Source organism: Streptomyces sp. NRRL WC-3618 (assembly GCF_001280005.1).
In the GTDB taxonomy this organism is placed as follows: domain Bacteria; phylum Actinomycetota; class Actinomycetes; order Streptomycetales; family Streptomycetaceae; genus Streptomyces.
The window spans coordinates 40,178-66,978 of sequence record NZ_LGDW01000292.1; the positions used below are offsets into that span (position 1 = coordinate 40,178).

General features: G+C 72.0%; 24 protein-coding genes. 12 read left to right on the plus strand and 12 right to left on the minus strand.

Translation table 11 applies throughout. The annotated features are described in order from the left end of the window. Positions 1–75: 75 nt before the first annotated feature. A complete protein-coding gene (locus ADL01_RS23240; RefSeq protein WP_053743958.1) occupies positions 76–576 on the minus strand; it encodes an SCO4402 family protein in 501 nt (166 codons plus the stop codon). Positions 577–693: 117 nt separating this feature from the next. Between ADL01_RS23240 and ADL01_RS23245 the strand changes: the two genes are divergently transcribed. After that, positions 694–1,983 carry an ABC transporter substrate-binding protein gene (locus ADL01_RS23245; RefSeq protein ID WP_053743959.1) on the plus strand — a complete coding sequence of 430 codons (1,290 nt, stop codon included), beginning with the start codon at positions 694–696 and terminating at the stop codon, positions 1,981–1,983. A gap of 78 nt (positions 1,984–2,061) precedes the next feature. Here ADL01_RS23245 and ADL01_RS23250 read toward each other — a convergent pair whose 3' ends face one another. Further along, on the minus strand, positions 2,062–3,561 hold the full coding sequence (locus ADL01_RS23250) for a hypothetical protein (RefSeq protein WP_234354764.1): 1,500 nt from the start codon (positions 3,559–3,561) through the stop codon (positions 2,062–2,064). 15 nt (positions 3,562–3,576) lie between these two features. On the opposite strand from ADL01_RS23250, the gene ADL01_RS46480 reads away from it, so the two are divergent. Beyond that, the gene (locus tag ADL01_RS46480; protein WP_234354765.1) at positions 3,577–3,909 is read left to right on the plus strand and encodes a hypothetical protein; all 333 of its coding nucleotides are present in this window, start codon (positions 3,577–3,579) and stop codon (positions 3,907–3,909) included. 114 nt (positions 3,910–4,023) lie between these two features. On the opposite strand, the gene ADL01_RS23255 is transcribed toward ADL01_RS46480, so the two are convergent. After that, a complete protein-coding gene (locus tag ADL01_RS23255; RefSeq protein ID WP_053743961.1) occupies positions 4,024–5,409 on the minus strand; it encodes a hypothetical protein in 1,386 nt (461 codons plus the stop codon). A 306-nt stretch (positions 5,410–5,715) separates the two neighbouring features. Here ADL01_RS23255 and ADL01_RS23260 point away from each other — a divergent pair, with 306 nt between their 5' ends. From ADL01_RS23260 to ADL01_RS23290, 7 genes are all read left to right on the plus strand, one after another. Continuing rightward, on the plus strand, positions 5,716–6,369 hold the full coding sequence (locus ADL01_RS23260; RefSeq protein WP_234354766.1) for a bifunctional DNA primase/polymerase: 654 nt from the start codon (positions 5,716–5,718) through the stop codon (positions 6,367–6,369). A gap of 257 nt (positions 6,370–6,626) precedes the next feature. Continuing rightward, on the plus strand, positions 6,627–7,403 hold the full coding sequence (locus ADL01_RS23265) for an ABC transporter ATP-binding protein (protein WP_053743963.1): 777 nt from the start codon (positions 6,627–6,629) through the stop codon (positions 7,401–7,403). After that, positions 7,400–9,010 (plus strand): hypothetical protein, encoded by a 1,611-nt coding sequence (locus tag ADL01_RS23270; RefSeq protein WP_053743964.1) that lies wholly within the window; start codon positions 7,400–7,402, stop codon positions 9,008–9,010. Before ADL01_RS23265 ends, ADL01_RS23270 begins: the two co-directional genes overlap by 4 nt. A gap of 140 nt (positions 9,011–9,150) precedes the next feature. Next, positions 9,151–9,966, plus strand: a complete 816-nt coding sequence (locus ADL01_RS44840) for a hypothetical protein (protein ID WP_053743965.1) — start codon at positions 9,151–9,153, stop codon at positions 9,964–9,966. A gap of 5 nt (positions 9,967–9,971) precedes the next feature. After that, positions 9,972–14,246, plus strand: coding sequence for a CHAT domain-containing protein (locus ADL01_RS47290; RefSeq protein ID WP_053743966.1), 4,275 nt, complete (start codon positions 9,972–9,974; stop codon positions 14,244–14,246). 27 nt (positions 14,247–14,273) lie between these two features. Next, on the plus strand, positions 14,274–14,468 hold the full coding sequence (locus ADL01_RS23285) for a hypothetical protein (protein WP_053743967.1): 195 nt from the start codon (positions 14,274–14,276) through the stop codon (positions 14,466–14,468). Beyond that, a complete protein-coding gene (locus ADL01_RS23290) occupies positions 14,465–15,133 on the plus strand; it encodes a hypothetical protein (protein WP_053743968.1) in 669 nt (222 codons plus the stop codon). The genes ADL01_RS23285 and ADL01_RS23290 overlap by 4 nt, the downstream gene beginning before the upstream one ends. A 124-nt stretch (positions 15,134–15,257) precedes the next feature. Here ADL01_RS23290 and ADL01_RS23295 read toward each other — a convergent pair whose 3' ends face one another. Both ADL01_RS23295 and ADL01_RS23300 read right to left on the minus strand, forming a co-directional pair. After that, positions 15,258–16,139, minus strand: a complete 882-nt coding sequence (locus tag ADL01_RS23295) for an alpha/beta fold hydrolase (RefSeq protein ID WP_053743969.1) — start codon at positions 16,137–16,139, stop codon at positions 15,258–15,260. 566 nt (positions 16,140–16,705) lie between these two features. Beyond that, positions 16,706–17,398, minus strand: coding sequence for a metal-dependent transcriptional regulator (locus ADL01_RS23300; RefSeq protein WP_053743970.1), 693 nt, complete (start codon positions 17,396–17,398; stop codon positions 16,706–16,708). Between the two features lie 365 nt (positions 17,399–17,763). Between ADL01_RS23300 and ADL01_RS23305 the strand changes: the two genes are divergently transcribed. Beyond that, positions 17,764–18,519, plus strand: coding sequence for an SIS domain-containing protein (locus tag ADL01_RS23305; RefSeq protein ID WP_053743971.1), 756 nt, complete (start codon positions 17,764–17,766; stop codon positions 18,517–18,519). Positions 18,520–18,535: 16 nt separating this feature from the next. On the opposite strand, the gene ADL01_RS23310 is transcribed toward ADL01_RS23305, so the two are convergent. Together ADL01_RS23310 and ADL01_RS23315 are read right to left on the minus strand one after the other, a co-directional pair. Beyond that, entirely contained in the window at positions 18,536–19,957 is a 1,422-nt protein-coding gene (locus tag ADL01_RS23310) for a PAS domain-containing protein (protein WP_078960706.1), read from the minus strand. A 216-nt stretch (positions 19,958–20,173) separates the two neighbouring features. After that, on the minus strand, positions 20,174–20,692 hold the full coding sequence (locus tag ADL01_RS23315; protein WP_053743973.1) for a GNAT family N-acetyltransferase: 519 nt from the start codon (positions 20,690–20,692) through the stop codon (positions 20,174–20,176). Positions 20,693–20,749: 57 nt separating this feature from the next. Here ADL01_RS23315 and ADL01_RS23320 point away from each other — a divergent pair, with 57 nt between their 5' ends. Next, positions 20,750–21,202, plus strand: coding sequence for a GNAT family N-acetyltransferase (locus ADL01_RS23320; RefSeq protein ID WP_053743982.1), 453 nt, complete (start codon positions 20,750–20,752; stop codon positions 21,200–21,202). 45 nt (positions 21,203–21,247) lie between these two features. On the opposite strand, the gene ADL01_RS23325 is transcribed toward ADL01_RS23320, so the two are convergent. Both ADL01_RS23325 and ADL01_RS23330 read right to left on the minus strand, forming a co-directional pair. Beyond that, positions 21,248–21,655: a RidA family protein gene (locus tag ADL01_RS23325; RefSeq protein ID WP_053743974.1), complete on the minus strand. Its 408-nt coding sequence runs from the start codon at positions 21,653–21,655 to the stop codon at positions 21,248–21,250. A gap of 433 nt (positions 21,656–22,088) precedes the next feature. After that, entirely contained in the window at positions 22,089–23,189 is a 1,101-nt protein-coding gene (locus tag ADL01_RS23330; protein ID WP_053743975.1) for a citrate synthase 2, read from the minus strand. Positions 23,190–23,459: 270 nt separating this feature from the next. Here ADL01_RS23330 and pdxH point away from each other — a divergent pair, with 270 nt between their 5' ends. Beyond that, complete coding sequence (gene pdxH, locus ADL01_RS23335; RefSeq protein ID WP_078960702.1) at positions 23,460–24,167, plus strand: pyridoxamine 5'-phosphate oxidase; 708 nt, start codon at positions 23,460–23,462, stop codon at positions 24,165–24,167. Between the two features lie 21 nt (positions 24,168–24,188). On the opposite strand, the gene ADL01_RS23340 is transcribed toward pdxH, so the two are convergent. From ADL01_RS23340 to ADL01_RS23350, 3 genes are all read right to left on the minus strand, one after another. Further along, on the minus strand, positions 24,189–24,791 hold the full coding sequence (locus ADL01_RS23340; protein ID WP_053743976.1) for a TetR/AcrR family transcriptional regulator: 603 nt from the start codon (positions 24,789–24,791) through the stop codon (positions 24,189–24,191). Continuing rightward, positions 24,779–25,516, minus strand: coding sequence for an enoyl-CoA hydratase family protein (locus tag ADL01_RS23345; RefSeq protein ID WP_053743977.1), 738 nt, complete (start codon positions 25,514–25,516; stop codon positions 24,779–24,781). The genes ADL01_RS23340 and ADL01_RS23345 overlap by 13 nt, the downstream gene beginning before the upstream one ends. Before the next feature lie 89 nt (positions 25,517–25,605). Beyond that, the gene (locus tag ADL01_RS23350) at positions 25,606–26,772 is read right to left on the minus strand and encodes an acyl-CoA dehydrogenase family protein (RefSeq protein ID WP_053743978.1); all 1,167 of its coding nucleotides are present in this window, start codon (positions 26,770–26,772) and stop codon (positions 25,606–25,608) included. Positions 26,773–26,801: the final 29 nt, after the last annotated feature.

Consider the following 26,801-nt stretch of genomic DNA (forward strand, 5'->3'; position numbering starts at 1 on the left):
GTCCCATAACCGCCCGGAGCGCCAGAATCCCGTCCGCCACCCGAAACGGACCGGACCGGACCGGACGCCCGGGTCCTACGCCGAGCGCGTCAGTATCCGCAGGATCTCCAGCGTGCGCGGCGGGACGTCCGGCTCCTCACCGTCGCTCGCCGCGAGGCGGACGTGGGCGTCCCGTGCCGCCCGGACCGCCTCCGGCCACCCCGCGTGGTCGAGATAGGCCGAGACGGGGGCGTCCGGGCCGACCTGGTGCATGATCCGCAGGACGCGCAGGACGGCGGTGTCGACGAGGGCGGCTTCCTGGGAGTCCCGGAAGATCGTGCCCACGTACTTCTCGGCGGACCAGCTGTCCAGCCAGGTGTCCTCGACCAGGCGGTACACGGCGTCGGTGACGTCCCCGTATCCGTCGACGCCGGCCAGCCAGACGTCCCGCTGGAACACCGGATCGGAGAGCATGTGCAGCGCGGAGCGCACATTGCTGCGCCAGCGCCACCACGGCATGTCGTTGAGTGGCATGCCGCCCATGGTGGGGGAGCGACGGCCGCGACGGGAAGAGTCTTCCGAACCTTGCACGGTCATCGATCGTACGGTCCCCGTGAAAATGAGATCAACACCCCCTGTAATTCACCTCCCCGTCACCAACTCTTGACCAAGGGTCACATCCCGGTTGGCTGTGTGACGGAATCGTGCGTGCACATGACCGGCAGGCGACGCACCCGCAGCCCCTTCCGCAACAACCTCCCCAGGTCGATGGGCGTGCTGGCCGTGTGCGCGGCGCTCGCCGCCGGCTGCGGGGTCGTCCCGGGGACCTCGGACGGTTCGGGCAGCGACATCACCGTCATGACCTGGGCCCCGGAGAACACCGACGCGACCAACAAGCCGGGCATGCCGGCCATGGCGCAGGCGTACGCCCGCTGGATCAACTCCACGGGCGGCCTGAACGGGCACAAGCTCAAGGTCCTCACCTGCAACGATCACAACGACCGGGTGGCCGCCGCGAAGTGCGCCCGCCGTGCCGCCCACGAGAACGTCGTCGCGGTCGTCGGCTCCTACAGCCAGTTCGGCGACGATTTCCTGGGCCCGCTGGCCTCCGCCGGCATCCCGTACATCGGCGGCTACGGCGTCACCAACGACGAGTTCACCAACCCGATGTCCTACCCGGTCAACGGCGGCTCGCCCGCCCTCCTCGCCGGCCTCGGCAAGGAACTCGCCGCCGTCTGCGGTCCCGTCGCCCTGATCCGCCCCGACTCCATCGCGGGCGACCAGTTGCCCCAGCTCCTCGACTCCGGCCTGCGGGCCGGCGGGCACGCCCGGGCGCTGGACCAGCTGGCCGCCGAGGACGCCACCGAGTACGGCACGCAGACCAGGCTCGCCCTGCGACGGACGACGGACAAGGCCTCGCCGAGCGAGAACAAGGGGTGTGTGGTGCCGGCGCTCGGGGACCGCAACAACACCTTCATGGACTCCTTCCGGCGCGACCGCAAGGACTACCCGGCCGTGCGCACCGCCACCGTGCTCGGCAGCGTCGACCAGACGGTGATCAACGCGAACGGCGGAAAGTCGGGCCCGTACGAGGGCTCGTACATCACCGGCTGGTACCCGGTCGCCAGTGACCCCCGCTGGGACCGGATGAAGAAGGTCATCAACGAAGAGGCCTTCAGCGACAACCGCGTCGACCCGCAGGACGCGGGCGTCCAGACCACCTGGATCGCGTACACCGTCCTGAAAGCGGTCGTCGAGTCGCTGGGAGAGGGCGAGGTGTCCTCGATCACCGTCCGGCGGGCCCTCGACAAGGGCCTGCGGGTCACCACCGGCGGCCTCACGCCGACGCTGCGCTGGCGCTTCGAGGACCTGCTCGAGGTAGTCGGCTTCCCGCGCCTGGTCAACACACAGGTGACCCTCCAGGTCGTCCGCGAGGGCCGACTCGTCGCCGCCCGCAAGGGCTTCGTCAACACGTCGAAGCTGCTGGAGAGCGTCGAGGACTGAGAGGGCTGAGGGAGCCGAGTGTGCTGCGGGCGGTCCCTTTCGGCGGGACCGCCCGTCAGGCCCGGAGCGGCAGCGGGGTCACAGCTGGGTGGACTGGCGCTCCGTCAGGCCGTACGGCCTCGCGATCGCGTTCCACAGCTCGGCCGCCTTGGCCTTCTGTGCGGTGGCGATACCGCTCTGCTGGTTGCCCTTCTGCGTCTGGCCCGTCGGCCGAGCCTGGCCCTTCCTGCAACCGTGCTTGCCCGCCACCTGGTCGGCCCAGGCCGCGTAGTGGTCGTCGGCCGACTGGGACGCGTGCCACGCCTTGGTGAGGGCGTCGGTCAGCTGGGCGTGCTCGGGAAGCTTGTCGACGGCCAGTGAGGACAGCCGGGTGACCAGCTCGCCGCGCTGCTGGGCCGCGCTACGCAGGTCCGAGGCCGCCTGGCCGAGGTTGGTGCAGGACTTGACGTCCGCCACGGCCTTGATCACCGTGTCGCGGCTGTTGTTGCTGTCGGCGAGCAGCTTGTCCAGCTCGACGGCCTGCGCCTTGGCCGGGTCGGCGGCCGGCCCCTTGGACTCCTCCGGCGCGCCCGAGGTCGCCGCGACCGTCTTGCTCGCCGGGTCCTTGTCGCTGTCGCCTCCCACGCCGCTCAGCAGGGCCCCGGCGCCGACCCCGAGCACGGCGATACCGATCCCGAGGGCCGCGATGACGGGCACCCGCGAACGCTTCCGCCCGCCATGGCTGTCGTCCATGTCGTGGGGGCCGTGGGGCGCGCGGGGTGGCCCCCCGGCGGCCTGGAAGCCGTACGGAGCCTGCTGGGCGCCGTACGGAGCCTGCTGGGCGCCGTACGGAGCCTGCTGGGCGCCGTACGGAGCCTGCTGGGCGTAGGGCGGCGCGGGGGCGTGCTGCTGGACGCGGGGCAGCTGCTGGGTGCCGCCGGCCGGTACGTCGGCGCCGGGGCCGGTGCGGAAGAGGTTGTCGAAGTCGGAGGGCGGCTGACGGTTGTCGGCGCCGCCCTGGCCTATGCCGTACGCCCCTGAGGGCACCGGCGGGATGTACTGGGTGGCGTCGGCGTCCGAGCCGCCCGGGGCGGCCTGCGGTACGTGGCCCAGGTACGCGGTCGCCTCGGCGTGCGACTCGGGCGGCATCGCGCCGGGCACCACGGGCGGCAGGAACTGCGTCGCCGCCTCGTTGACGTGCGGGGGCGCGGGGGCGTGCGCCGCGACCGGCGGAAGGTACTGGGTGGCCGGTTCGGCTCCCGGGCCGGGGGTGCTCGGCACCGGCGGGATGTACTGCGTCGCGCCGTCGTCGACAGGCGGCAGGGGGGCGCTGGGCGCGCCGCCGTACGGCCCGTAGGAGTCGTGGGGCTGGTACGACTCGTGCGGCTCGTGCTGGTACTGCGGGAGGGGGGCGCTCGGGGTCGGCTGGGCACCGTAGCCGGGCTGCTGGGTCCAACCGCCGGACACGCGCGGGTCGTTGTCCCACTCCGGTGCCGCCGGCGCCTGCTGCTGCGGTGGGGAGTGCGGGTGGAACTGGCCCTGGTCGCCCCACTGCTGATGCTGCTGGGCGTCGGGCGGCGCGGGCCACCCCTCCGCCACCTGAGGCTGAGCCTGGTGCTGACCCTGCCCCTGATACTGCTCCTGCCCCTGATGCTGACCCTGACCCTGATGCTGGTCCTGACCCTGATGCTGGTCCTGACCCTGACCCTGATGCTGGTCCTGGTGCTGGTTCATGTCCGGGCCCCACGGCTGGCCCCATGCCTGACCGCCGGTCGGGTTCGGGGCCGGGGGCTGCGCCGGGACGGGAACCGGCCGGGCGCCGCCGCTCCCCGTCATACCCGGCAGCAGCGGTTCGCCACCGTCGGAGGGCAGCACGATGCCTTCGCGCGCCACGCGCGGCGAGGGCTCCTCGCCCTGTCCACTCTGCGTCACCAGGACTCCTACTGATGGGGGACCTTGGGAATCGTCGGTTAACGCTACCGGGTCCCCGGAATCCGATTCACAAAACACAGGACCAGACCACTCCCCCACCAGCACCTCAGCGTCCCGCTGTGTCTCCCGTCACGCCGCCGCCCGCAGGTCCAGCCGCGCCCCGAACTCCCGGACCACCGGTTCCTCGCGGTACGGCTCCAGGCGCGCCTGGAGGTCCTCCAGGTACTCGGCGCCCCGGTTGGAGCGCAGGGTGCCCAGAAGTTCCACCGCGCGCAGGCCCGTGTGGCAGGCCTCCTCCACCTCGCGCTGCTGGACCTGTGCCGTGGCCAGCAGCACCAGCCCGATGGCCCGGCGCCGCGCCCGCGTCTCCGGGTGCCCGTCCAGCGCCTCCCGCGCGCACCGCGCCGCCGCCTCGGCCTGGCCGAGGTCCCGGTGGCAGTGCGCCAGCTCGTCGGCCAGGTACGCCCCGTCGAAGTGCGCGATCCACGCCGGGTCGTCCCCGGACTCCGGATCGGCCGCCTCCAGCGCGCTGACCGCGCGCCCCGACGCCAGCTGGGCCGACCGCGCGTCGCCCATCAGCGCGTGCCCCCGGGCCTCGGCCGCGTAGAACATCGCCTCCGCGCGCGGGGTGACCCTGCCGCGCGCCCCCTCCTGCGCCGCCCGCGCCAACTGCGCGATCTCGCGCGGGTTTCCGAGCTGTGCGGCGAGATGGCTCATGGAGGCGGCGAGTACGTACCCGCCGTACCCCCGGTCCCCCGCCGCCTGGGCGAGCCGGAGCGCCTGGATGTAGTAGCGCTGGGCGAGACCGGGCTGGCCGGTGTCGATGGCCATGTACCCGGCGAGTTCGGTCAGCCGTGCGACGGCGGCGAACAGATCACGCCCCACCGCCTCCCGGTACGAGCCCGCCAGCAGCCCGGAGACGACGCTGTTCAGGTAGTGCACGACGACCGGACGCACATGCCCGCTGCCGTACTGGTGGTCCAGGTCCGTCAGCGACTGCGTCATCGCGCGCACCGCCGCCACGTCCGACGGCCCCACCCGGGGCCCCGCCTGGCGCGCCACCTGGGAGTCGGGCGACGAGATCAGCCAGTCGCGGCTGGGCTCCACGAGCGCGGACGCGGCGACGGACGAACCGGAGAGGAAGTCCCGCCGGCCCACGTCGCTGCGCCACAGCTCACACACCTGCTCGATGGCGCCGAGGACGGTCGGGGAGAACTGGAGCCCGACGCCCGAGGCGAGGTTCTTGCCGTTGGCCATGCCGATCTCGTCGATCGTGACCGTACGGCCGAGTTTGCGGCCGAGGGCCTCGGCGATGATCGCGGGCGCCCGGCCCCGGGGCTGCTGGCCGCGCAGCCAACGGGCCACGGACGTCTTGTCGTACCGCAGATCGTGGCCGTGCTCCGCGCCGCACATGTTGACTCGGCGGGCCAGCCCGGCGTTCGAGCAGCCCGCTTCCTGGATGAGCGCCTGCAGCCGTTCGTTCGGCTGCCGCGCGACGAGAGGCCTTGCGGCCATGGCGTACCCCCCTGTGGCTGCGGTGCCGTGCCACGCACCGAGTTGACGTGTCTTCCGTGTCCGGAACCAGCGAAAGGATCCGGCCTTGAAGATCGATGCCCCGCAGACATGCCGACAATGCGAGACATGTGAGGATTGCCGGGGTAAAGGCGGATGCCCGGCCCCTCCGCTGCCTACCCAGCCCTGTCCGGGATCCTCCTGCGCGCCCCCGCACATGCATCCATGCGCCCCGGATGCGGAATCGATGCACCTTCCCGGCGCATGTGACAGGCGTAACCCATGATTCCCACTAGAGTTGAGCTCATCGTGGAAGAGACCATCGCGGGCCCTGATGCTGCCCAAATCCCCAAGCAACGCGGCGAATCCCTCTTGGAAACCGCCGTCCGGTACGCCGAAGAGCGCCACTGGGACGTGTTCCCGGGTACGTGGCTGGAAGCAGTCGACGGGATGCAGCGCTGCTCCTGCGGCGACACAGCGTGTGCCCTGCCCGGCGCACACCCGTCGCGCCCCGACTGGGTGACGCAGGCCACGGGCAGCGCGACCGTCGCGCGCCGGCTGTGGACCGAGCAGCCGACGGCGTCGATCCTGCTGCCGACCGGCCATACGTTCGATGCGATTGATGTGCCCGAGACTGCGGGGTTCCTTGCGCTGGCGCGCATGGAGCGGATGGAACTGACGCTGGGGCCGGTGACGTTGACGCCGGATCGGCGGATGCGGTTCTTTGTGCTGCCGGGGGCTTCGGCGAAGGTGCCGGATCTGGTGCGCAAGTTGGGGTGGGCGCCGGCTTCGCTCGACCTGATCGCGATGGGTGAGGGGGCGTATGTGGCTGCGCCGCCTACTCGGTACGGGTCTCGGGGGGCTGTGCAGTGGGCGTGCCGGCCTACGCCTGCGAATCGGTGGTTGCCGGATGCGGAGGAGTTGATCTCGCCGCTCGCTTACGCCTGCGGGCGGGATCGGTAGCTTTCGCGGTTCGGGGAGCCTGGTTCGCTTGTGCGGCGGCTGCGGGTGCGTTGTGGCTTGTCGCGCCCCGCGGCGGAGCCGCAGATCAAACACAGCCCCGCGCCCCTGAAGGCCTGCGGGTGCCGCCCGGCAGTCGTGTGCGGCTCGCACCCCTGAAAAGGCCCTGGTGGCCGCCCGCCGATCAAACACAGCCCCGCGCCCCTGAAACCCCGAAAGGCTCCCCTTGCCCTGTGGGGGGTGAGCCGTAGGCTCCTCGCATGGTTGATGGGGTTGCCGTGCGTGTGCAGGGGCTTTGGAAGCGGTTCGGGGAGCAGGTCGCGGTTGCCGGGATCGATCTGGAGTTGCCCGCGGGGAAGTTCGTCGGGCTCGTCGGGCCCAACGGGGCCGGGAAGACCACCACGCTGTCGATGGTGACCGGGCTGCTGCGGCCCGATCAGGGCACCGTGGAGGTCGTGGGGCACGACGTGTGGCGTGACCCGGTCGAGGTCAAGGCACGGATCGGGGTGCTGCCCGAAGGGCTTCGGCTCTTCGAGCGGCTGTCCGGGCGCGAACTCCTCGCCTACTCGGGGCGCTTGCGCGGACTGCCGGGCGTCGAGGTCGACAAGCGGGCCGCCCAGCTTCTCGACGTCCTCGACCTGGCCGGCGCCCAGCACAAACTCGTCGTCGACTACTCGACCGGCATGCGCAAGAAGATCGGCCTCGCCGCCGCCCTCCTCCACAATCCCGAAGTCCTGTTCCTCGACGAGCCGTTCGAGGGCGTCGACCCGGTGTCGGCGCAGATCATCCGGGGCGTGCTGGAGCGGTACACGGCCTCCGGTGCCACCGTCGTCTTCTCCTCCCACGTCATGGAGCTGGTCGAGTCGCTGTGCGACTGGGTCGCGGTGATGGCGGCGGGACGGATCCGGGCGCACGGCCCGCTGGCCGAGGTGCGGGGCGACGCCTCCTCGTTGCAGCAGGCGTTCCTCGAACTCGTCGGGGCGGGCGGGCGCGACCACGGGTCCCACCTCGACTGGCTCGGCGGCGACGCCCGATGAGCGCGGCGCCGAGCGCGGCGACCTCGATCACACCCGTCGTCGTACGGCTGAAGCTGTCCCTGCTGCGCAACGGGCTGCGGCAGTCCGCGGGGCGGCGGACCGTGTACATCACCTCCCTCGTCGTCGTGGCGCTGCTCGCCGCGCTCCAGTTCCTCGGGCTGATCGCCCTGCGCGGCAACGCGCACGCCGCGTCCGTGACCGTGCTGCTCCTCGCGGTCATGGCGCTGGGCTGGGCCGTCATGCCGCTGTTCTTTCCCAGCGGGGACGAGACGCTCGACCCGACCCGGCTGGTGATGCTCCCGCTGCGGCCCCGCCCGCTGGTCCGGGCGCTGCTCGTGGCCTCGCTCGTCGGCATAGGGCCGCTGTTCACGCTGTCCCTGCTCGTCGGGTCGGTGATCGCCCTGGCGCGCGACGCGGCGGGGTTCGTCGTGTCGCTCGTCGCCGTCCCGCTCGCGCTGCTCGTCTGCGTGGCGCTCGCGCGGGCCGTCGCCGCCGCCAACATCCGGCTGCTCAGCAGTCGCAAGGGGCGCGATCTCGCCGTGCTCAGCGGGCTGGTCATCGCGGTCGGGGCGCAGCTCGTCAACTTCGGTGTGCAGCAGCTCGGTACGGCCGGGCTCGGTCAACTCGATCCGGCCGCCGAGGTGTTGGCGTGGGTGCCGCCCGCTTCCGCCCTCGGGGCGGTGGACGCGGCGAGCGACGGGTCGTACGGGGTCGCGGTCGCCCAACTCGGGCTCAGTGTCGGTGCGTTGGTGTTGCTGTTGGGGGGCTGGGCGCGGACGCTCACCCGGCTGATGACCTCTGGGGACGGGTCCACTCTGCAGGCCGCCGAGCCTTCCGGTACCCGGGAGCGGGGCGCGGGCGGGCTCGCGCGGCTGCTGCCGGGCGGGCGTACCGGGACCGTCATGGAACGGAGTCTGCGGTACGCGTGGCGCGACCCCAAGACCAAGGCCGCGTGGGTGACTTCGCTGGCGATCGGGCTGATCGTGCCGGTGTTCAACGCGATGCAGGGCACCGGTTCGATCTACTTCGCCTGCTTCGCGGCCGGGATGCTCGGCATCCAGATGTACAACCAGTTCGGCCAGGACACCTCCGCCTTCTGGATGGTCGCGATGACGATCTCGTCCACCCGGGACGCGTACGTCGAACTGCGCGGCCGGGCACTGGCGTTGCTGCTGATCAGCCTGCCGTACGCCACCCTCGTGGTCGTTGCCACCACCGCGCTGCTCGACGACTGGGCCACGTTGCCGGAGGCGCTCGGGCTGTCCCTCGCGCTGCTGGGGGCGATGCTGGCGGCCGGGGCGTGGTCGTCGGCGCGGTTCCCGTACTCGATCCCGCAGGAGGGCTACAAGAACGTCGCCCCCGGGCAGTCCGGGCTGGCGACGGTCGCCATCTTCGGCGGGATGGTCGGGGCCGCCCTGCTGTGCGCCCCGGTCATCGCCCTCACCATCTGGCTGAACGTCGCCTCGGGCGGCGACCGGTGGGCCTGGCTGCTGCTGCCCGGTGGCGCCGCGTACGGCGCCCTGCTCACCCTGCTCGGACTGCGGCTCGCCGCCCCGCGCACGGCACAGCGGCTGCCGGAGATCCTCGCGGCGGTCAGCAAGGGCTGACTCCGACGACGGGCCGCCGCCCGGCCGCCGCCCGGGATGGCAGTCCTTTTTGGTCGAACTTGCCTATGGCACGGGGTGTTTCGTCTGCCTTTCGCGGGGAGTGAGGGGTGAGGCACGCTTTTTCAGGGGGGAGCCCGCGCATGGCCAGATGGTTCGGCAAATCCAGGTCCAGGAGCCACGACAAGGCCGGAGCCGCGGCGGAGTCCGAGAACCTCGAACCCCTCGGCGTCTCCGACGACCTGCGGCTGGCGTACGGCCGTACCCACGACCCGAAGCTCCTGCGCGGCTCGATCCAGGCCGCCGAGCTGGCCGTGCAGGTCTACCCGGTCAACGACATCCGTCACGCCGCCGCCCTGTCCTCGCTGTGCATGCTGCACCGGCTGAGCTGGGAACGGGACCGGGAGGCCCCCGATCTGGTCAAGGCCGTCGACTACGGGCGCCGGGCCGTCGACACGTCACGGCCCGGCGATCCGGAACTCCCCCGGCACATGTCCTCCCTGGCCACCGCCCTCCAGGAGGTCTACGACAGCACCCAGGACGAGGAGTCCATCGACGAGGCCATCGCCCTGTACCGGGGCTGTCTGGACATCATGCCGACGGGCGGCAGCCCCGAGCGGGTCGAACAGCGCCTCAGCCAGGAGTCCAACCTCGCCAACTCCCTCCTGCGCAAAGGGCGCGCCAGCCGCGACGACGACACCCTGAACGAGGCCGCCGAGCACGCCCGCGCCGCACTCCACGACACCCCGGACGACCATCCGATGCACGCGGCGCGCCTCATCAACCTCGGCGGTGCACTCCTCGGGCTCGCCCAGAGCGGCCATCCGGAACACCTCAGCGGGTCGGAGGACATGTACGCGAGTGGACTCCGGGAGCTCCCGGCCGGCCATCCCGCACGCGCCGGCGTGGAGCAGACGCTCACCATGATCCGAGGCCTGCGCCGACAGCTCGGGTACTGACCGCCGTGCCGGACCAGCCCGCAGCCCAACTGACCCTGCGCGTCGAGGACTTCGCCGGGCCCGACCGTTGGCGGTGGGTGCTGGTGGCACCGGACGGCGAGGTCGTCGCCCGGCACGAGGTCCGCCTGGACCCGGCAGGACCCCAGTACGAGGCATTCCTCGACCTGCCCGGATATCTGCGCCGGCACGCGGCCCCGGACGTACGGGCCGAGCGGGAGCGGGAGATCGTCCGGGAGGTGGGCACCTGGATCGGCGCGGAGGTCCTCGGGCCCGTGGCGCCCGCCCTGCTCGCGTGGGCCCCGGCAGTGGTACGGGTCGTCGTGCCGGCGGACGTGCCCGCCGCGCGGCGCCTGATGTTCGTACCGCTGGAACTGGCCCATGCCGAGGGGCGGCCACTGGCCGTCCAGGACGTGACCCTGGTGACGCAGCTCGGGGCGGGCGGGGAGGGCGGATCGGGTGAAGGGCGTGACGACGGGCCGGTGCGGGTGTTGGCGCTGTTCAGTCTGCCCGAGGGCAGCCGGGCGCTGAACCTGCGGCGCGAACGGCTGGCGCTGACCCGGCTGTTCACCGTCGCGGCCCGCTCCGGGCGGGCGGTGGAGGTGCGCACACTGCAGTACGGGGTCACGCGGGAGCGGCTGCGTGCCGTACTGGCGCGGCCGGCCGGCTGGGACCTCGTCCATGTCTCCGGGCACGGCGCCCCCGGTGAGCTGCTCCTGGAGACCGACGCCGGGCGCCCGGACCGTGTCCCCGGACCCGAACTCGTCGATCTCCTCGGTGCGGCCCGTGGCGTCCGTCTCGTGACCCTGTCGGCGTGCTGGTCGGCGGCGGCCGGGATCCCGCCGGCCGACGAGGCTGCCGAGGGCGCGGTCGTCGGGGCCGTCGCCGGGGACCTCGTCGAGCGGCTCGGGTGCGCGGTGCTGGCCATGCGGTACCCGGTGGAGGACGACTTCGCCATCGCCCTCGCGGAACGGCTGTACCGGCAACTGGTCGTCGAGGGGAGGGTGTTGCCCCGGGCGTTGGCGGGAGTGCTGGGCGAGCTGTCGACTGAGGCCGCCGGGGTGGGTTCCGCTCTCCGGGCGGGGACTCCGACGTTGTTCGGGGCGCGGGCGCTGGGGCTCACGCTGGGCGCGCCGGTGGGGGAGGCGGTGGAGGAGGAGGCGTCGCGCGAGGCGGGTGCCCTCGCCCAACTCCCGCCCGTACCGGAGCACTTCGTCGGCCGTGTCGCCCTCATGGCCCGCGCGAGCACCGTACTGGCCCCCCGCAGCGGGCTGTGCGGGATGCTGCTGCAAGGTATGCCGGGCGCCGGAAAGACCGCGTGCGCACGGGAGTTGGTCGCGACGCACGCCCACGCCTTCGACCGGATCGTCTGGTTCACGGCACCCCAGGAACAGGAACAGGAGAACGACGAGCAGCCGGGCCAAGAGGGCGTGCTCGCCTCCTTCGCGCTGGTCCTGGAGCAGGCGGTGCCCGGACTGCGCTGCCTGCGTCTGCTGGACGGCGGCGCCGACGGGACCGACCGGTCGGCGGCCGAGTTCGTCGGTGCCGTCTCCTCGTGGCTGGAGCGGGAGCGGGCGCTGCTGGTCATCGACGGCATCGACACACTGCTGGCCCCCGAGCGGGCCTGGCGGGACCGGCGTTGGGGGGAGCTGGTCGGTGCGCTGGCCGCGCACACCGGGGCGGGGCGCCTGATCCTGTGCGGGCGGGTACGGCCGGCCGGGCTGGGGCCGCGCGTACCGACCGAGCCGGTCGATCTGCTGACCTCGGACGAGGCCCTGCTGCTCGCCCGCGAACTCCCCCACCTGGCCCACCTGATCGACGGCCGACTCCCCGGCGCGACCCCCGCCGCCGCTCGCCGACTCGGCGCCGATCTCCTCCAACTCGCCCAGGGCCACCCGAAGTTGCTGGAGCTGGCCGACGCCCAGGCGGCGGATCCGGAGCGTCTGACCCGACTGCTGGCCGCCGGAAACCGCGCCTCGACGGCCGCCGACAACAAGACCGGCAAGGGCGGCGATGGCAGCAATGGTGGAAGCAACGACGAGCAACTTCGCGTACTGCGGGCCTGGTCCACCGGCGTCGCCGCCGAACTCGCCCCCGCCAACCGCGACTTGTTCCACGTCCTGTGCTGCCTGGAGGAGACCGACCGCACCCGCCCGGCCGTCGACCACAACTGGCCCGACCTGCGCACCCGGCTCGGCCACCCGGACACACCGGTGGAGACGGCGCTGGCGACACTGGTCGCGCAGGGCCTGCTCACACCACGGTCGGGACAGTCGTACGAGATCCAGGCCGCCATCGCCGCCGAGGGGCGGGCGCGGGCCGGTGAGGGGGTCCGGGAGCTGGTCGACACCCGACTCGCGGGCTACTGGGTGCGGGTGTTCGAGATGGCGTGGACTCGTGAGGGCACCGACGCCGAGGGCGCCCAGCTGGCCGGGCCGCTGCTCACGCACGCCGCGCTGGCCGCCGCTCCCTATCTGATCCGGCTGCGGCAGGAGTCGTCCGCCGCGACACTGCTGGAAGCCGTGCTGCGCCGGGACACCTCGGGCCCGACCAGGGCCCGCGTACTGCCCCTGTTGCGCCGGATCGCGGCCCGCGCCGCGTCCGCGCCGGGCAGCGGAGTCGTGCCGCCGACGGACGCGCTGGCCCGGGTGATCAGCGAGACCGACCCGGTCCTCGCCGAACGCCTGGAACGCGCCGCTCTCGCCTCCGCGCTGGCCCGCGGCGACCACTCCGCCGCTGCCGCCGCGACCAGCGGCCTGATCGACATCTGCGTACGCACCGGACGCCTGACCGAGGCGCTCGCCCTCGCCGACCAGGGCCTCGACCACGCGCGGCGGGCCGGCCTCGGCCCCTGGTCGACGCTCCTGCGCGAGGTCCAGCGGCTGCACGTCCTGTCGCAGACCGCCCGCGCCGGCGAAGCCCTCGCCGAGGCCGACGCCCTGCACCGGCGGATGCGTGACCTGCCCCGCGAACGTGGGCCGCGCGAGGGAGTCGACTGGTGGGAGGTCTGGGAGGAGCTGTGCGACACCGGGCAGCGCGCCGCGATCGAGGCGGGCGAGTGGCGGCGCGCGCTGGAGTACGCCGACGACCTGGGTGCCTCCAAACGGGCGCGCGGCGCGCCGGTCACCGACTACGCGCGGGCCCGGCTGCCCGCGTACATGCCGTTGCTGCGGCTGGGCCGGACGGAGGACGCGCTGCGGCTGCTCGAGGAGTGCCGGGAGGTCTTCCAGGACGCCGGGGACTTCCTGTACCTGGGTGAGGTGTTCGGGGCGCTCGCCAACGTGGCGGACGTGCGCGGGCACGGCGAGGTGGCGATCGCCCGGGAACGGGACAGTCTGCGGTACGCGTACCGGGCGGGCCTTGTGGCGGTCGTCGCTGTCGGCCACGCCAACCTGGGCACGTATCTGCACAGCCACGCGCGGGACGCGGGAGGCGCGGTCGCCCACCATCTCGCGGGCGCTCTGCTCGCCACGCTCACCGGGGGCGGCCGGACGATGACGGCCGCGCTGTCCCTCGCGGGCGACCTCCAGGAGTTCGGGGCGGCTGCCGACGCCCAACTGCCGAGTAGCATCGAGGAGTTGTGCGCTCGGGTGGCCGAGGTGCCCGGGGTGGCCCTGGACCGGCTGCTGGCCGGCCTGGACCCCGGCCTCGTCCGCACCCGGGAGGCGCTCGCCGCGCTGGTCCGGGAGGCGCGCGAAAGCGCGGCGGCGGAGGGTGCGGCGGCGCACCGGCTCACCGCCGTACAGGCGGCGGCGTGGGGCATGACCTGGGAACCTGTGCTCGCGGCACTGGTGGCCGCCGAGCGGCGCAACAGCGCGGCGCAGGTCAAACTGCGCCAGCATCTCGCCCATCTCACCGAGTTGAACCCGATGTTCGGCCCCCTCGCCGGCGTACTGGTCCGGATCCAGTCCGGTGAGCGCGGTCCGGATGTGCTCGCCGGGCTGGATCCCCGCGACGCCGGGGTGGCGAGGCGCGCGCTCGACGCGCTGGCCGGCCGGGTGACCGTACCCGCCGAGCTGTGGACCGTGATGTATCTCGGCATCGCCCTCGGCAGCTTCGTCGCCGTCGCCCTCGGCCGGCCGGGGACCGGCGCGGTGACCCGCGAGAACCTGGACGGGTTCGCCGCCGATCCCCTCCTCGCGCCGATGGCCCCGGTCCTGGAGCGGATCCTCGCGGGCGAACGCGCCCCCGGGCTCGCGGCCGGTCTCCAGCAGCCGACGCATCGGGCCGCGATCGCGGCGGTGCTGCACCACATCAACGACGTGGAGGCGGGCGCCCGTTGACCGGTCGGTGGCTGGGATACTGCGCGTATGGCGGACGCCCCGAAGATCAACGACGTACGGCTCGGCGACAACGGTGTGCTGGAGTTCTACGACGGCACGGCGTGGATCCTGTACCCGGATGTGCCCGACGACGACGGGCCGCCCCAGGCGCTGACCAAGGACTCCGCGGCCACGGACTCCGCCACCTCGGACTCCGCGACCACGGAGGACCGGCCGCGGTGACCACCGAACCGCCGCCCTCGCCGGAGCCGAGCACCGTCACCCCCTTCGACGCCCTCCCCTCCCCGCTCGACGCCGTGCCCGAACTGCGGGCCGCCGCACGGTGGATGATCGCCTCGTTCGGCGCCGTCGGGGCCGCGCTGGTCGGCGGCGGGCCGCTGGTTGCCGTCGGGAAGGTGCACGGGCTGGGCGAGGCACTGGTCGCGGGCGGCGCACTGGTCGTCGCGCTCGCCGGGGTCTGCCTCGCGGTCTGGCAGGTGAGCCGGGTGCTCGTACCGCCGATCACCACCGCCGCCACCCTCAACACCCCGGCGGTACGCGGCCTGCGCGAGCTGGTCGACGCCTCCCCGGCCGACTTCTTCGGCTCCGCCGCCACCGGCGTCGACGACCTGCTGCGCCACCGGACCGTCGCCGCGAACCTCCACCGCGCTCTCGCGGCCGAGACCGACCCGCACCGCCGCGAACTCCTGCGCGGGCACCTGGACCGGGCGAAGACCAACATCACCCGCACCGACCCCTTCGTACGCTGGCTGCTAGCCATGGCCCACGTATGGCAGATCCGGACGACTTTCCACGAGGCCCGCCGCTGGTGCCTACTGTCGGTAGCCCTGGTGGCAACGGGCGCGGTGGCCTTCCTGACGGCAACGGGAGGATCTGGCAAGACCTGACACCGACCTGGCGCCCCGCGCCCCAAAGGGGCGGGCGCGGGGCTGTATCCGATCTGCGGCTCCGCCGCGGGGCGCGACAAGCCCCCACCGCCCCGCAGCCAAAGAACCGCCACTAAACGGCGCGCTACCGGGCCAGCACACCCTCCAGAAACGGTTCGATGACCCCCCGCCAAGCCGACGGCTGGTCATAGTGCGCAAGATGCCCCGCGTCCACGACCTCCGCGTACTCGCCCCGAGGCAGAACGCGAACCATCTCCTGCGCCTCCGCCCGCCCCAACTCCCCGTCCAGACCGCGCACGACAAGGGCGGGACACTGAACCTGCGCCAGTTCCTCCCAGTGCGCGTCGAACACCCATGTCTCCCGGGACTTGAGCATCTGCTCGGGTTCGAAAACGGGTCGCCAGCCGTCGGGGGACTCCTGCATCACCTCGACGTAGAACTCACCGCGCGCCGGACTGGGGCGCTCCACCCAGGGGTCGTCCTCGCCGAACCACTTGCGTACGTCGGCGAGGGTGGCGAAGGGGGCGGGCCAGGCCTTGAACCAGTTCTCCCACTCGCGCTGGGTGGCCGCGCCCAGCGCGGAGGCCCGCATGTCGCAGATGATGAGGGCACGCACCAGGTCGGGGCGTTTCGCGGCGAGCTGCCAGGCCGTCAGGGCGCCCATGGCGTGGCCGATGACGACGACCGGGCCGAGGTCCAGCTGTTCGATGGCCGCCTCGGCGTCCTCGACGTACGCCTCGCGGGTGTAGATGCCGTCGGGTGGACGGTCGCTCTGGCCGTGACCCCGCTGGTCGAGTGCGACGGCCCGGTGGTGTTCGCCCAGCCAGCGGGCGGCGGACGCCCAGTGCGAGGCGCGGCCCATGAGCCCGTGCAGTAACAGGACGCCGGGGGGCCGGTCGGGTGATTCACCCCGGGCCTGGTCCTCGCCGCTTTTGGGAGGGTCGGCGAACTCCCAGGCGGCGAGTCGTACGCCGCCCGCTCCGGTCACGTCGATACGCCGCGCCACAGGTCCTGGCACCCCCCTAGCTATCGAAGCTTCCTCACTCACTGGAGGACAGATTATCGAATACCCATTCGAAAAAACGGTCTCCGGCCGCAACACCCCTCGTTCGAGTGACACCCCTCAAGGAATGATCCGCGTGGCCGAGGGGAGATCTTCTGCGGGAGGCGGACCGCTCGGGGACAACGGTCCGAAGGGGATGACCCTGGGAGCTCGGGGCTCCGGGTCAGCACAGGGGAGGACAGGCCCCGGCGCCACTTGGCGCCGGGGCCCTCTTCGTGTTCGCGGCACATCCTCACGCTCCCCCTCCCCGCCGGGCGACACCTCCGCCGACCCGGCCAAGAGCCCCCTACGTCATATGCCTCTCGCGACAGGGTGGCACGCGCGGCGGCCGCGCGCTGCGGTTCCGGACACTCAGTCCTGGATTGGCTCCCCGGAACCGCACGGACCCCAGAACGGGGCAACTTCCCCCTCGGTCACAGGTGTCGACGGTACGTCGATCCGTGCCACGAAGTACGTGCCGGGAAGTCCGTGCCGGGAAGTCCGTACGGGAAACGGGAAAGGGGGCCGGGTCAGCGCTTCGCCACGAACACGTGCGAGGCCACGTCCGCCTCCAGCTCGGCCGCCTCGCCGCCACTGCCGACCAGCACCCCGCCGGCCGCCGCCGTCACGCTCACCACCGAACCGGGCTGCACACCCGCGCGACGCAGCGTGTACATCAGCTGCGCGTCCGTCTGGATGGGCTCGCCGATCCGCCGTACGACAACCGTCTTGCCGTCGACACCGGGGTCGAGGTCGGCCAGCGAGACCATGCCCTCGTCCAGGAACGGGTCCGCGCCGTCCTTCTCGCCCAGCTCCTCAAGGCCCGGGATCGGGTTGCCGTACGGCGACTCGGTGGGGTGGCGCAGGAGTTCGAGGACGCGGCGCTCGACGGCCTCGCTCATCACGTGCTCCCAGCGGCACGCCTCCGCGTGGACCTGCTCCCACTCCAGGCCGATCACGTCGACGAGGAGACACTCGGCGAGGCGGTGCTTGCGCATGACGCGGATGGCGAGGCGGCGCCCCTCGTCCGTGAGTTCCAGGTGCCGGTCGCTGGCGACCGCCACCAGACCGTCGCGCTCCATCCGGGCAACGGTCTGGCTGACCGTCGGGCCGCTCTGGTCCAGCCGCTCGGCGATCCGGGCGCGCATGGGGACCACACCTTCCTCCTCCAGCTCGAGGATGGTGCGGAGATACATCTCCGTCGTATCGATCAGTCCGGACATTCGTGCCCCTTGATGAGATGTGCCGGAGGCTCGACGGCTCCGGCGCGTGCGCTGGCCCTGGCTTCAATTCTGACGCATACCACTGACAACCGTGCCGCCGCGTTGAAACCACCCGGTTACGGATAACGGCGGCCGGGTACACAGCACGTTTTCACCGAGGGTAGGGCGCGGGGCGCGGTAACGGGCGGCGGCGCTGTTGACAGGGCAGTGGTCCAGACCTCACCGTGATCGGCGACACGAACCGATACGGACCGATAACCGATCGACACGGACCGACACGGACCGGCGCGGGCAGGCGCGGGCAGGCGCGGACCTGCCACGGACCTGGCGCGGGCCAATACGCCGATCTCCAGAAGGGCTTACCGATGAGCGACAGCGAGTTGGCCGGGCAGTTCCTCGACGCCGCGATCGGGCTGTTGCAGCGCGTGCGCGACGAGGAGGCGGACGCCGTGACGGCCGCCGGCACGCTCATCGCCGACACCGTGGCCGCCGAGGGACGCCTGTTCGCCTTCGGCGCCGGGCACTCCTCGCTCGCCGCGCAGGACATCGTCTACCGCGCGGGCGGCCTCGCCCTGATGAACCTGCTGACCGTCCCCGGCGTCGTCGGCGTCGACGTCATGCCGGCCACCCTGGGCTCCGCCCTGGAGCGCGTCGAGGGTCTGGCGACGGCCGTCCTGGACACCTCACCGCTGCGCGCGGGAGACATCCTCGTGATCATCTCCCTCTCCGGCCGCAACGCCCTCCCGGTGGAAATGGCGCTGCACGCGCGTGCCCTCGGCGTGAAGGTCATCGGGGTGACCTCGGTGGCGTACGCGACGGAGACGACGCCCCGGAACGCCTCGGGGACGTTCCTCAAGGACCACTGCGAGGTCGTACTGGACTCGAAGATCGCCCCCGGCGACGCCGTCCTCACCCTCGACTCCGTCCCGGCGCCCTTCGCCCCCGCCTCCACGGTCGTCACGTCGGCGCTGCTCCAGTCGGTCATGGCGACGGCGGCAGGCATCCTCGCCCAGCGGGGCATCGAGCCCCCACTGCTGCGCTCCGGCAACGTGGACGGCGGCCACGACTGGAACGCGCGCATCCTGAAGCAGTACGGCGACCGGATCTTCTACGAGCGCTGAGCCGACCGGTCCGAGGTCACCTGCCGAGCGCGGCCAGGTCCAGGGCCGTCGCGATCCGGGCGGCCACGTCCTCCGCGTACGTCGCGTCCGCGCGCTCGAACTGGCTCCGCCCGGCGCCCCGCAGAAACGTCACGACGCCCAGGGTGCGTCCCCGGCTGCGCAGGACCGCGCACAGCGCGTGCACCGACTCCGGCGGCCACTGGCGCTGTACGGCCCACGCGCGTGCCTGCTCGGCGGCGTACGACCCGGCGCTCGCCCGCACGGACCCGGCCCGCTCCACGCACTGCACCGCCGGGTGCCCGTCGCCGTAGCGCACCGGCAGTCCGGCGTGCCCGGCGAGCACGCTGGGCCCGGGCGCCCCGGTGGGTGTCGCGGCGGCGCGGACCAGTCGTACCGGCCCGTCGCCGCCGTTCGCCGTGCCGTCGGCCGCCGTACCGCCGATGAGGGCTATCCGGTCGATGAGCGCGTGGTCTGCGAAGCCGGCGAGGGCGAAGTCCAGGTGGGTGGTCGCGGCCTCGGCGGGGTCCTCGCACTCGGCGGCGGCACGCGCGGCGCGGTGCAGCTGGTTGGTACGGAACCGCAGCTGAGCCGCCTCCTGCTCGATCTGCTTGCTCTCGGTGACGTCCTGGAACAGCCACCCCACACCGAGCGGAACCGGTTCTTCGGTGAGCGGCGAGGCCAGCCTCAGGAACCCGCTCCGCCAGCAGCGCCGCTTCTCCCCGTCGGGCATCCGCACGCTCACCCACATCTCGGCGGGCGCGGGCGGCGCGCCCTCGGCGAGTACGTGGGTCAGCGCGCTCTCCAACTCCTCGACGCCCTGCCCGAGCAGCTCACCGAGGGGCCGCCCGAGTACGGCGGTACGCCCGACGCCGAGCGAGCGGGCGGCGTGCGCGTTGACGACGGCGGGCCGCAGATCGGCGTCGACGAGCACGACACCCCAGCTGGCGTCCTCGAACAGCGCCTCGCTCAGCGCGATCGACCGCTCGAGATCTATCTGCGCGTGCACCTCGCTGAACGCGCAGTACAGCCCGGCGGGCTTGCCGTCGGGACCGGGTACGGCGGCGGACTGCGTCCGTACGAGCACGCGCCCGCCGTCCTTGGTCAGCAGCGCGAACTCGTGCACCTGACGCCCCGGCGCGTGCATCGCGGACAGCAGCCGCCCCTCGATCTCCTCGGCGTCGGCGCTGCGCACGGCCCACCCGGCGAACCCGTGCCGGCCGACGGCCTCGGCGGAGGTCCAGCCGAGGATGCGTTCGGCCTCGCGGTTCCAGTGGGTGACCACACCGTCCGCGTCGAAGGCGCACAGGGCGGCGTCCATGCCGTCGAGAAGGGCTGCGAGCAGGTCGAATCCACCGCCGTCCGAACCTTCCGGGCCGTCCCTCTCGGGCTTGTCCGGCCCCAGCTCGTCGGTGGTCCCACTACGCCGGGAAGCACTCACCTGAACCCCCTGCAGGCTGCGTCCGCACGTACTGCGCGACGGTTCGCTCACTCACCATCATTCAACTCGAACGTGACGCAGCACACATCGAGTTCCCCCAAGTTCGAAGTAAATCGTTGTGCGGCGGAAAATCGGAAATTCGCCGTAGTCCGGGAACAAGCCCCTCCTGCCCCGCCCACCACCGGACCAAACCGACCATCCGGAATGCCGGGGCATTCATGATCCCGCCCCTGTGCCCGATCGCGATGCCGATCCTGCGACCGTGCCCGCGTCCGTGTCCGCCAGCCGCAGATCGACCCAGAGGTCGCTCTCCCCGTCCAGCACATACCGCTCGACCTCGACGAACCCATGCTGGAGCGCGAAGGCGAGCCCGTCGTGGTTGGCGGCCAGGACGACGGTCTCGATCCGGTCGGCCCCCAGTTCCCGGGCGAGTCCGAGCCCGCGCGCGTAGATCTCCGCCCCGAACCCACGCCGCCTAAAACCGGGCAGCACGCGCGCGATGACGGTCGCCACGGCCCGGTCGCCGTCACCGCCACCGGCGGGCGGCCGCACCGTGGAGCACCCCACGAGGGTGTCGCCGAGATACGCGACCTCCAGCCGGTTTCGCGCACTGCGCGCGCGTACGTCGTCCAGGGACATGGCGGCAGGCGGAACGATCAGGTTGTGGACGAGCCGCCAGTCCTCAAGGGCGGCCTCGTCGACATCGCTGACGGAGACGATACGAAGATCAGACACAGCGCCAGGAAATCGCACGCTCCGGGAGATCGTCAACGGAGTAGTACCGTGCCGATCATGGCTGACTGGGACATACGGCCGGCGACGACAGCGGACATCGAGCCGGTGGCGGAACTGCGCGCCGTGGTGATGCGGGCAGATCTGGAACGGCTCGGGCGCTACGACGAGCACCGCGTCCGGCAGCGGTTCCGGGACGCGTTCGAGGCGGCCCACACCTGGGTGATCGAGGTGGGCGGCGAGTTCGCGGGCTGCGTGGCACTGCGCCCCGCCGCCGGCGCCCACGGTCCCGCGCACTGGCTGGAGCACTTCTACCTGGACCCGCGCCTCCAGGGCACCGGCATCGGCTCGGGCGTGCTGCGTGAGCTGCTCGAACGGTGCGACAGCGAGGGCGCCCTCGTCCGACTGAACGTCCTGACGGGCAGCCCGGCACGGCGACTGTACGAGCGGCACGGGTTCCGCGTGGAGAGCGAGGACGCGGTGGACGTGTTCATGGTGCGCGAGCGGGCGTGAAGCCCGGGGCGCCCCGAGCGGACCGTACGCCCCGGAGGGCAGCCCTCAGTCGATGACGGCGGTGACCTCGATCTCGACCAGGTGCTCGGGGACGTCCAGTGCCGCGACGCCTATCATTGTGGCCGGCGGGGTCGAGGTGGTGCCCAGTTTCGCGGCCGCCCGAGCGATGCCCTCCAGGAGCAGGGGCATCTTGTCGGGGGTCCAGTCGACGACGTAGACCGTCAGCTTCGCCACGTCGTCGAAGGAGGCACCGGCTCCGGCCAGGGCCGTGCCGACGTTGAGGTAGGAGTGCTCGACCTGCGCCGCGAGGTCGCCTTCGCCGACCGTGGTGCCGTCGGCGTCCCAGGCGACCTGTCCGGCGACGAAGACCAGCTTCGATCCGGTCGCGATCGACACCTGCTTGTAGACGTCGATCTGGGGCAGTCCTTCGGGGTTCAGCAGGGTGATGGCCATGAACGTTCGCCTCTTCCTCGGTATCCGATGGTTACTCGGGAACCGTAGGAGAGTGGCCGCTGACATGGAAGAACGCACTTTTTGGTGACTGGGTAACCAGATGGTGACCCAGCAGTTCAGCGTCTCGGAAAAAAGAGGTTGATGCGCCGCCGGTCGCTTCCTAGGGTGGGATTACACACGAAGGGAGGTGATCGGGTACATGAGTGAAACCCGGACGCGTGAGGTGGCTGCGGGCTAGCGGCCTGCTACCACACCCTGTGCGGTGCCGGGCCGGCGTGGGTTAGTACCACGCAGCCGGCCCAATCCAACGCAGTCACCCGACCCGCGAGCTCGCCGGTACGTCCGGCCGGCCCTTCCTCCGGAGGGACCGAGCTCGCGGGTCGCCTGCGTTCGAGGCCATGAGGGTCACACACACCCACCCGGTGCGCCGGACTCAGCGGGCGATGCCCTCGTACCCCTCGATCTCGCGCGGGTCCCGCGTGCCCGGGCCGATGTAGCGGGCCGACGGGCGTACGAGGCGGCCGGTGCGCTTCTGTTCCAGGATGTGCGCCGACCAGCCTGCCGTGCGGGCGCACGTGAACATGGACGTGAACATGTGGGCCGGGACCTCGGCGAAGTCCAGGACGATCGCCGCCCAGAACTCGACGTTCGTCGCCAGAACCCGGTCCGGGCGGCGGGCGTGCAGCTCCGCCAGCGCGGCCTTCTCCAGGGCCTCGGCGATCTCGAAGCGCGGGGCGCCCAGCTCGCGGGCCGTACGGCGGAGCACGCGCGCGCGTGGGTCCTCGGCACGGTAGACGCGGTGGCCGAAGCCCATCAGGCGCTCGCCCTTGTCCAGGGCCTGCTTCACATAGGCGTCCGCGTCGCCCGTGCGTTCGATCTCCTCGATCATGCCGAGGACTCGGGAGGGGGCCCCGCCGTGCAGCGGGCCGCTCATCGCGCCGACCGCGCCCGACAGCGCCGCCGCCACGTCCGCGCCCGTCGACGCGATCACCCGCGCCGTGAACGTGGACGCGTTCATGCCGTGCTCGGCAGCGCTCGTCCAGTAGGCGTCCACGGCCGCCACATGCTTCGGGTCCGGTTCGCCGCGCCAGCGGATCATGAACCGTTCGACGACGGACTGCGCCTTGTCGATCTCGCGCTGCGGAACCATGGCGTGGCCCTGCCCGCGCGCCGACTGGGCGACGTACGACAGGGCCATGACGGCGGCGCGGGCCAGGTCGTCGCGGGCCGTCCGCTCGTCGATGTCGAGGAGGGGACGCAGGCCCCAGACGGGGGCGAGCATGGCCAGCGCCGACTGGACGTCCACCCGGATGTCGCCGGAGTGGACCGGGATCGGGAACGGCTCGGCGGGCGGCAGGCCGGGGTTGAAGGCGCCGTCGACGAGCAGGCCCCAGACGTTACCGAAGGAGACGTGGCCGACCAGGTCCTCGATGTCGACGCCCCGGTACCGGAGTGCGCCGCCCTCCTTGTCCGGTTCGGCGATCTCCGTCTCGAACGCGACTACTCCCTCAAGGCCGGGTACGAAGTCGGACATCAGGCGGCTCCTCTTGATGTGTGCGACGTGTGCGACGGATTGGCGACAGCTGTACGGCCGTGCGGTCCGGGTGCGCGGATTTCCTGCCCGGTTCGGATCCACGGCCATTTACGCACTGCTCGCGGTCCGAAACGGTCACCTGGGTGATGCCCCGTTCGATCGGTCGTTCAATCGGACGACAACAGCACGATATCCCCGAGTGCCACCTTTGGGGAGCCCTGCGGCACTCAGTGCCACACAATGATGTCGCCGATACGGCAGGATGACTGTGTGACCGCTCGCGACGCCGCCCCCTTCGATGGCCCGTTCGATCCCCTCGATCCCCTCGATCCGGTCGATCTGGCCGCCATGCGCAAGCATTACCGCGCCGAAGGCCTCGCCGAGGGCGACCTGGCCCCCGGTCCCGTGGAGCAGTTCGCGCGCTGGTTCCGGCAGGCCGCCGCCGACGCCGGGCTCGTCGAACCCAACGCCATGGTCGTCTCCACGGCCGATGCCGACGGGCGGCCCACTTCTCGTACCGTGCTGCTGAAGCAGTACGACGAGCAGGGCTTCGTCTTCTTCACCAACTACGGCTCCCGCAAGGGCCGCGACCTGGCCACCAATCCGTACGTCTCGCTGCTGTTCCCCTGGGTCCCGCTGAGCCGCCAGGTCATCGTCACGGGGATCGCGCGCCGCACCGGGCGCGACGAGACGGCCGCCTACTTCCGGACCCGGCCGCACGGCTCGCAGCTCGGCGCGTGGGCCAGCGCGCAGTCCTCGGTGATCCTCTCCCGGGACGAACTCGACGCCTCGTACGCCGAGTTGGCGGCCCGGTATCCGGAGGGCGAGCAGGTGCCGGTGCCGCCGGACTGGGGCGGATTCCGGGTGGCCCCGGAGACGGTGGAGTTCTGGCAGGGACGCGAGAACCGGCTGCACGACCGGCTGCGGTACGTGGCCGAGGCGGACGGAAGCTGGCGGGTGGAGCGGCTCAGTCCCTGACCAACGGGGGCGCGGTCGCCGTCAGTTCAGGGACTCGTCCAGCAGGGCCGCCCACTGTGCGACCACCCGGTCCCTGCGCCCGCCATCGTCCGTGAGCAGGTTGGCCAGGCCCAGGCCCCGGGACATGTCCAGCAGGCCCTGGACCGTCTCCCGTACGCCCGGCCGGGACTCGTCGGCGCCCAGCAGGTCGACCGCGATCCGGTGTGTCTCGCGGCCCACGCGGGCCTCCAACTCGGTGACCCTGGGACGCAGTTGCTCCTCGTTCGAGGCGGCCACCCAGAGGTGGAGGGCGGCGCGGAAGAGGGGTCCGGTGTAGAGGTCGACGAGAGCCGCGACCACCGCGCGGCGGTCGCCGGCGCCCTCGGGGAAGAGGGCGCGCAGGGCGGCGGTGCGTTCCTCGGCGACGTACTCGACGGCGGCCGTGAACAGGTCCTCGCGGGTGGGGAAGTGGTGCTGGGCGGCGCCCCGGGAGACGCCGGCGCGTTCGGCGACGACGGAGACCGTGGAACCCGCCCAGCCGTGCTCGGCGAGGCAGGCCACGGCGGCTTCCAGCAGGCGCCGGCGGGTGGCGCGGCTGCGGTCCTGCTTGGGTTCGCGTTTGGGGTCGCGTGTCACAACATCCATGCCGGGTCCCGTCGTTCGAGGAAGGCCGTCATCCCCTCGCGGGCCTCGGCGGAGGCGAACAGCCGCGCCGACAAGGCTGTCAGTTCGGTGGTGTCCCGGTCGAAGATCTCCAGCACCTTAGCCGTGAGCAGCCGCTTCGTCTCCGCCAGGGCGCCCGGCGCCGCCCCGCGCAGCCCGTCGAGGACCGGCGCCAGGGCGGCGTCGACGTCGGCGGCGGCCTCGGTGAGCAGACCGGTACGGGCGGCCTCCACGGCGTCAAAACGGTCGCCGGTGAGGAAGTGGCGGGCGGCGGCGCGCGGGTCGAGGCGGGGCAGCAGCGGCATGGAGATGACGGCGGGCGCCACTCCGATCCGTACCTCCGTGAACGCGAACGACGCCTCGGGGCCGCCGATCGCGAGGTCGCAGGCGCCCAGCAGGCCGAGGCCGCCCGCCCTGACGTGGCCGGTCACCCGGGCGACCACCGGTTTCGGCAGCTCCAGCAGCAGCCGGAGCAGGCCGACGAAGGCCGCCGGATCGGGCGGCTGCTTCAGGTCCGCGCCCGCGCAGAACGTGGTACCGGTGTGGGTGAGGACGACCGCACGTACGTCCGGGTCCTTGCCGCAGTCCGCCAGCGCGCCGGCCAGCTCCCGCACGAGGCGCGCGGACAGGGCGTTGCGGGTCGCGGGCGCGTCCAAGGCGAGCGTGACGATGCCACGGGCGCGCGTGGCGGCGACTGTCGGTGTCACGACTGCTTCTTCCTCAGCTGGTGGCTGGTGGCTGGTGGAATACGGGTTCGACGTCGCGTACTCGCTGCGGAACATGGACGTCGCTCCGTTCAGTACGACTTGGGCAGGCCCAGGGTCTGGTGGGAGACGTAGTTGAGGATCATTTCCCTGCTCACTGGGGCGATGCGAGCCACCCGGGCGACGGTTATCAAGGAGGCGAGGCCGAACTCGCGGGTGAGGCCGTTGCCGCCGAGGGTGTGTACGGCCTGGTCGACGGCCTTCACACAGGCCTCCCCGGCCGCGTACTTGGCCATGTTGGCCGCCTCGCCCGCGCCGACGTCGTCCCCGGCGTCGTAGAGGGCGGCGGCCTTCCGCATCATCAGGCGGGCGAGTTCGAGGTCGATGTGCGCCTGGGCGAGCGGATGCGCGACGGCCTGGTGGGCACCGATGGGCTCCTTCCAGACGGTGCGCTCACGGGCGTACCGGACCGCCACGTCGAGCGCGTACCGCCCGATGCCGATCGCGAACGCGGCCGTCATGATGCGCTCCGGGTTGAGCCCGGCGAAGAGCTGGAGCAGCCCGGCGTCCTCGTCGCCGACGAGCGCCCCGGCGGGCAGCCGTACGTCGTCGAGGGTCAGCTCGAACTGCTTCTCCGGGGAGTCCAGTTCCATGTCGATCCGGCGCCGTGAGAAGCCTTCGGCGTCGCGCGGGACGATGAACAGGCAGGGTTTGAGGCGGCCCGTACGGGAGTCTTCCGTGCGGCCGACTATCAGGACGGCGTCGGCGATGTCCACGCCCGAGATGAAGACCTTGCGGCCGGTCAGGAGCCAGTCGCCGGTGTCCGGGTCGCGGCGGGCGGTGGTGGTGATGCGGTGGCTGTTGGAGCCGGCGTCAGGTTCGGTGATGCCGAAGGCCATGGTGCGTGTGCCGTCGGCGATTCCGGGGAGCCATTCCTGTTTCTGGGTCTCCGTGCCGAAGCGGGCGATGACTGTTCCGCAGATGGCCGGGGAGACGATGAGCATCAGGAGGGGGCAGCCTGCGGCGCCGAGTTCCTCGAGGACGATGGAGAGTTCGGTTATGCCGCCGCCTCCGCCGCCGTATGCCTCCGGCAGGTTGGCGCCCAGGTAGCCGAGTTTGGCGGCGTCTGACCAGAGTTCGGTCGGGTGGCGGTTTTCTCGGGTGACGGTCGCTATGTACTCGCGGCCGTAGCGGGTGCCGAGTGTGGCTACCGCGGTGCGTAGGGCTTTATGTTCCTCGGATTCGATCATTTCGGTCATGGGGGGTCCTCAGGGGGAGGGGGTTCGGG

Excerpts from the sequence above, each read along its gene's own strand:
- ADL01_RS23305 (WP_053743971.1), top strand. The coding sequence starts at position 17,764 with ATGAGCGACAGCGAGTTGGCCGGGCAGTTCCTCGACGCCGCGATCGGG.
- ADL01_RS23240 (WP_053743958.1), bottom strand. The coding sequence starts at position 576 with ATGACCGTGCAAGGTTCGGAAGACTCTTCCCGTCGCGGCCGTCGCTCC.
- ADL01_RS23320 (WP_053743982.1), top strand. The coding sequence starts at position 20,750 with ATGGCTGACTGGGACATACGGCCGGCGACGACAGCGGACATCGAGCCG.
- ADL01_RS23330 (WP_053743975.1), bottom strand. The coding sequence starts at position 23,189 with ATGTCCGACTTCGTACCCGGCCTTGAGGGAGTAGTCGCGTTCGAGACG.
- ADL01_RS23270 (WP_053743964.1), top strand. The coding sequence starts at position 7,400 with ATGAGCGCGGCGCCGAGCGCGGCGACCTCGATCACACCCGTCGTCGTA.
- ADL01_RS23325 (WP_053743974.1), bottom strand. The coding sequence starts at position 21,655 with ATGGCCATCACCCTGCTGAACCCCGAAGGACTGCCCCAGATCGACGTC.
- ADL01_RS23300 (WP_053743970.1), bottom strand. The coding sequence starts at position 17,398 with ATGTCCGGACTGATCGATACGACGGAGATGTATCTCCGCACCATCCTC.
- ADL01_RS23350 (WP_053743978.1), bottom strand. The coding sequence starts at position 26,772 with ATGACCGAAATGATCGAATCCGAGGAACATAAAGCCCTACGCACCGCG.
- ADL01_RS23285 (WP_053743967.1), top strand. The coding sequence starts at position 14,274 with ATGGCGGACGCCCCGAAGATCAACGACGTACGGCTCGGCGACAACGGT.
- ADL01_RS44840 (WP_053743965.1), top strand. The coding sequence starts at position 9,151 with ATGGCCAGATGGTTCGGCAAATCCAGGTCCAGGAGCCACGACAAGGCC.
- ADL01_RS23340 (WP_053743976.1), bottom strand. The coding sequence starts at position 24,791 with ATGGATGTTGTGACACGCGACCCCAAACGCGAACCCAAGCAGGACCGC.
- ADL01_RS23245 (WP_053743959.1), top strand. The coding sequence starts at position 694 with ATGACCGGCAGGCGACGCACCCGCAGCCCCTTCCGCAACAACCTCCCC.
- ADL01_RS23255 (WP_053743961.1), bottom strand. The coding sequence starts at position 5,409 with ATGGCCGCAAGGCCTCTCGTCGCGCGGCAGCCGAACGAACGGCTGCAG.
- ADL01_RS23265 (WP_053743963.1), top strand. The coding sequence starts at position 6,627 with ATGGTTGATGGGGTTGCCGTGCGTGTGCAGGGGCTTTGGAAGCGGTTC.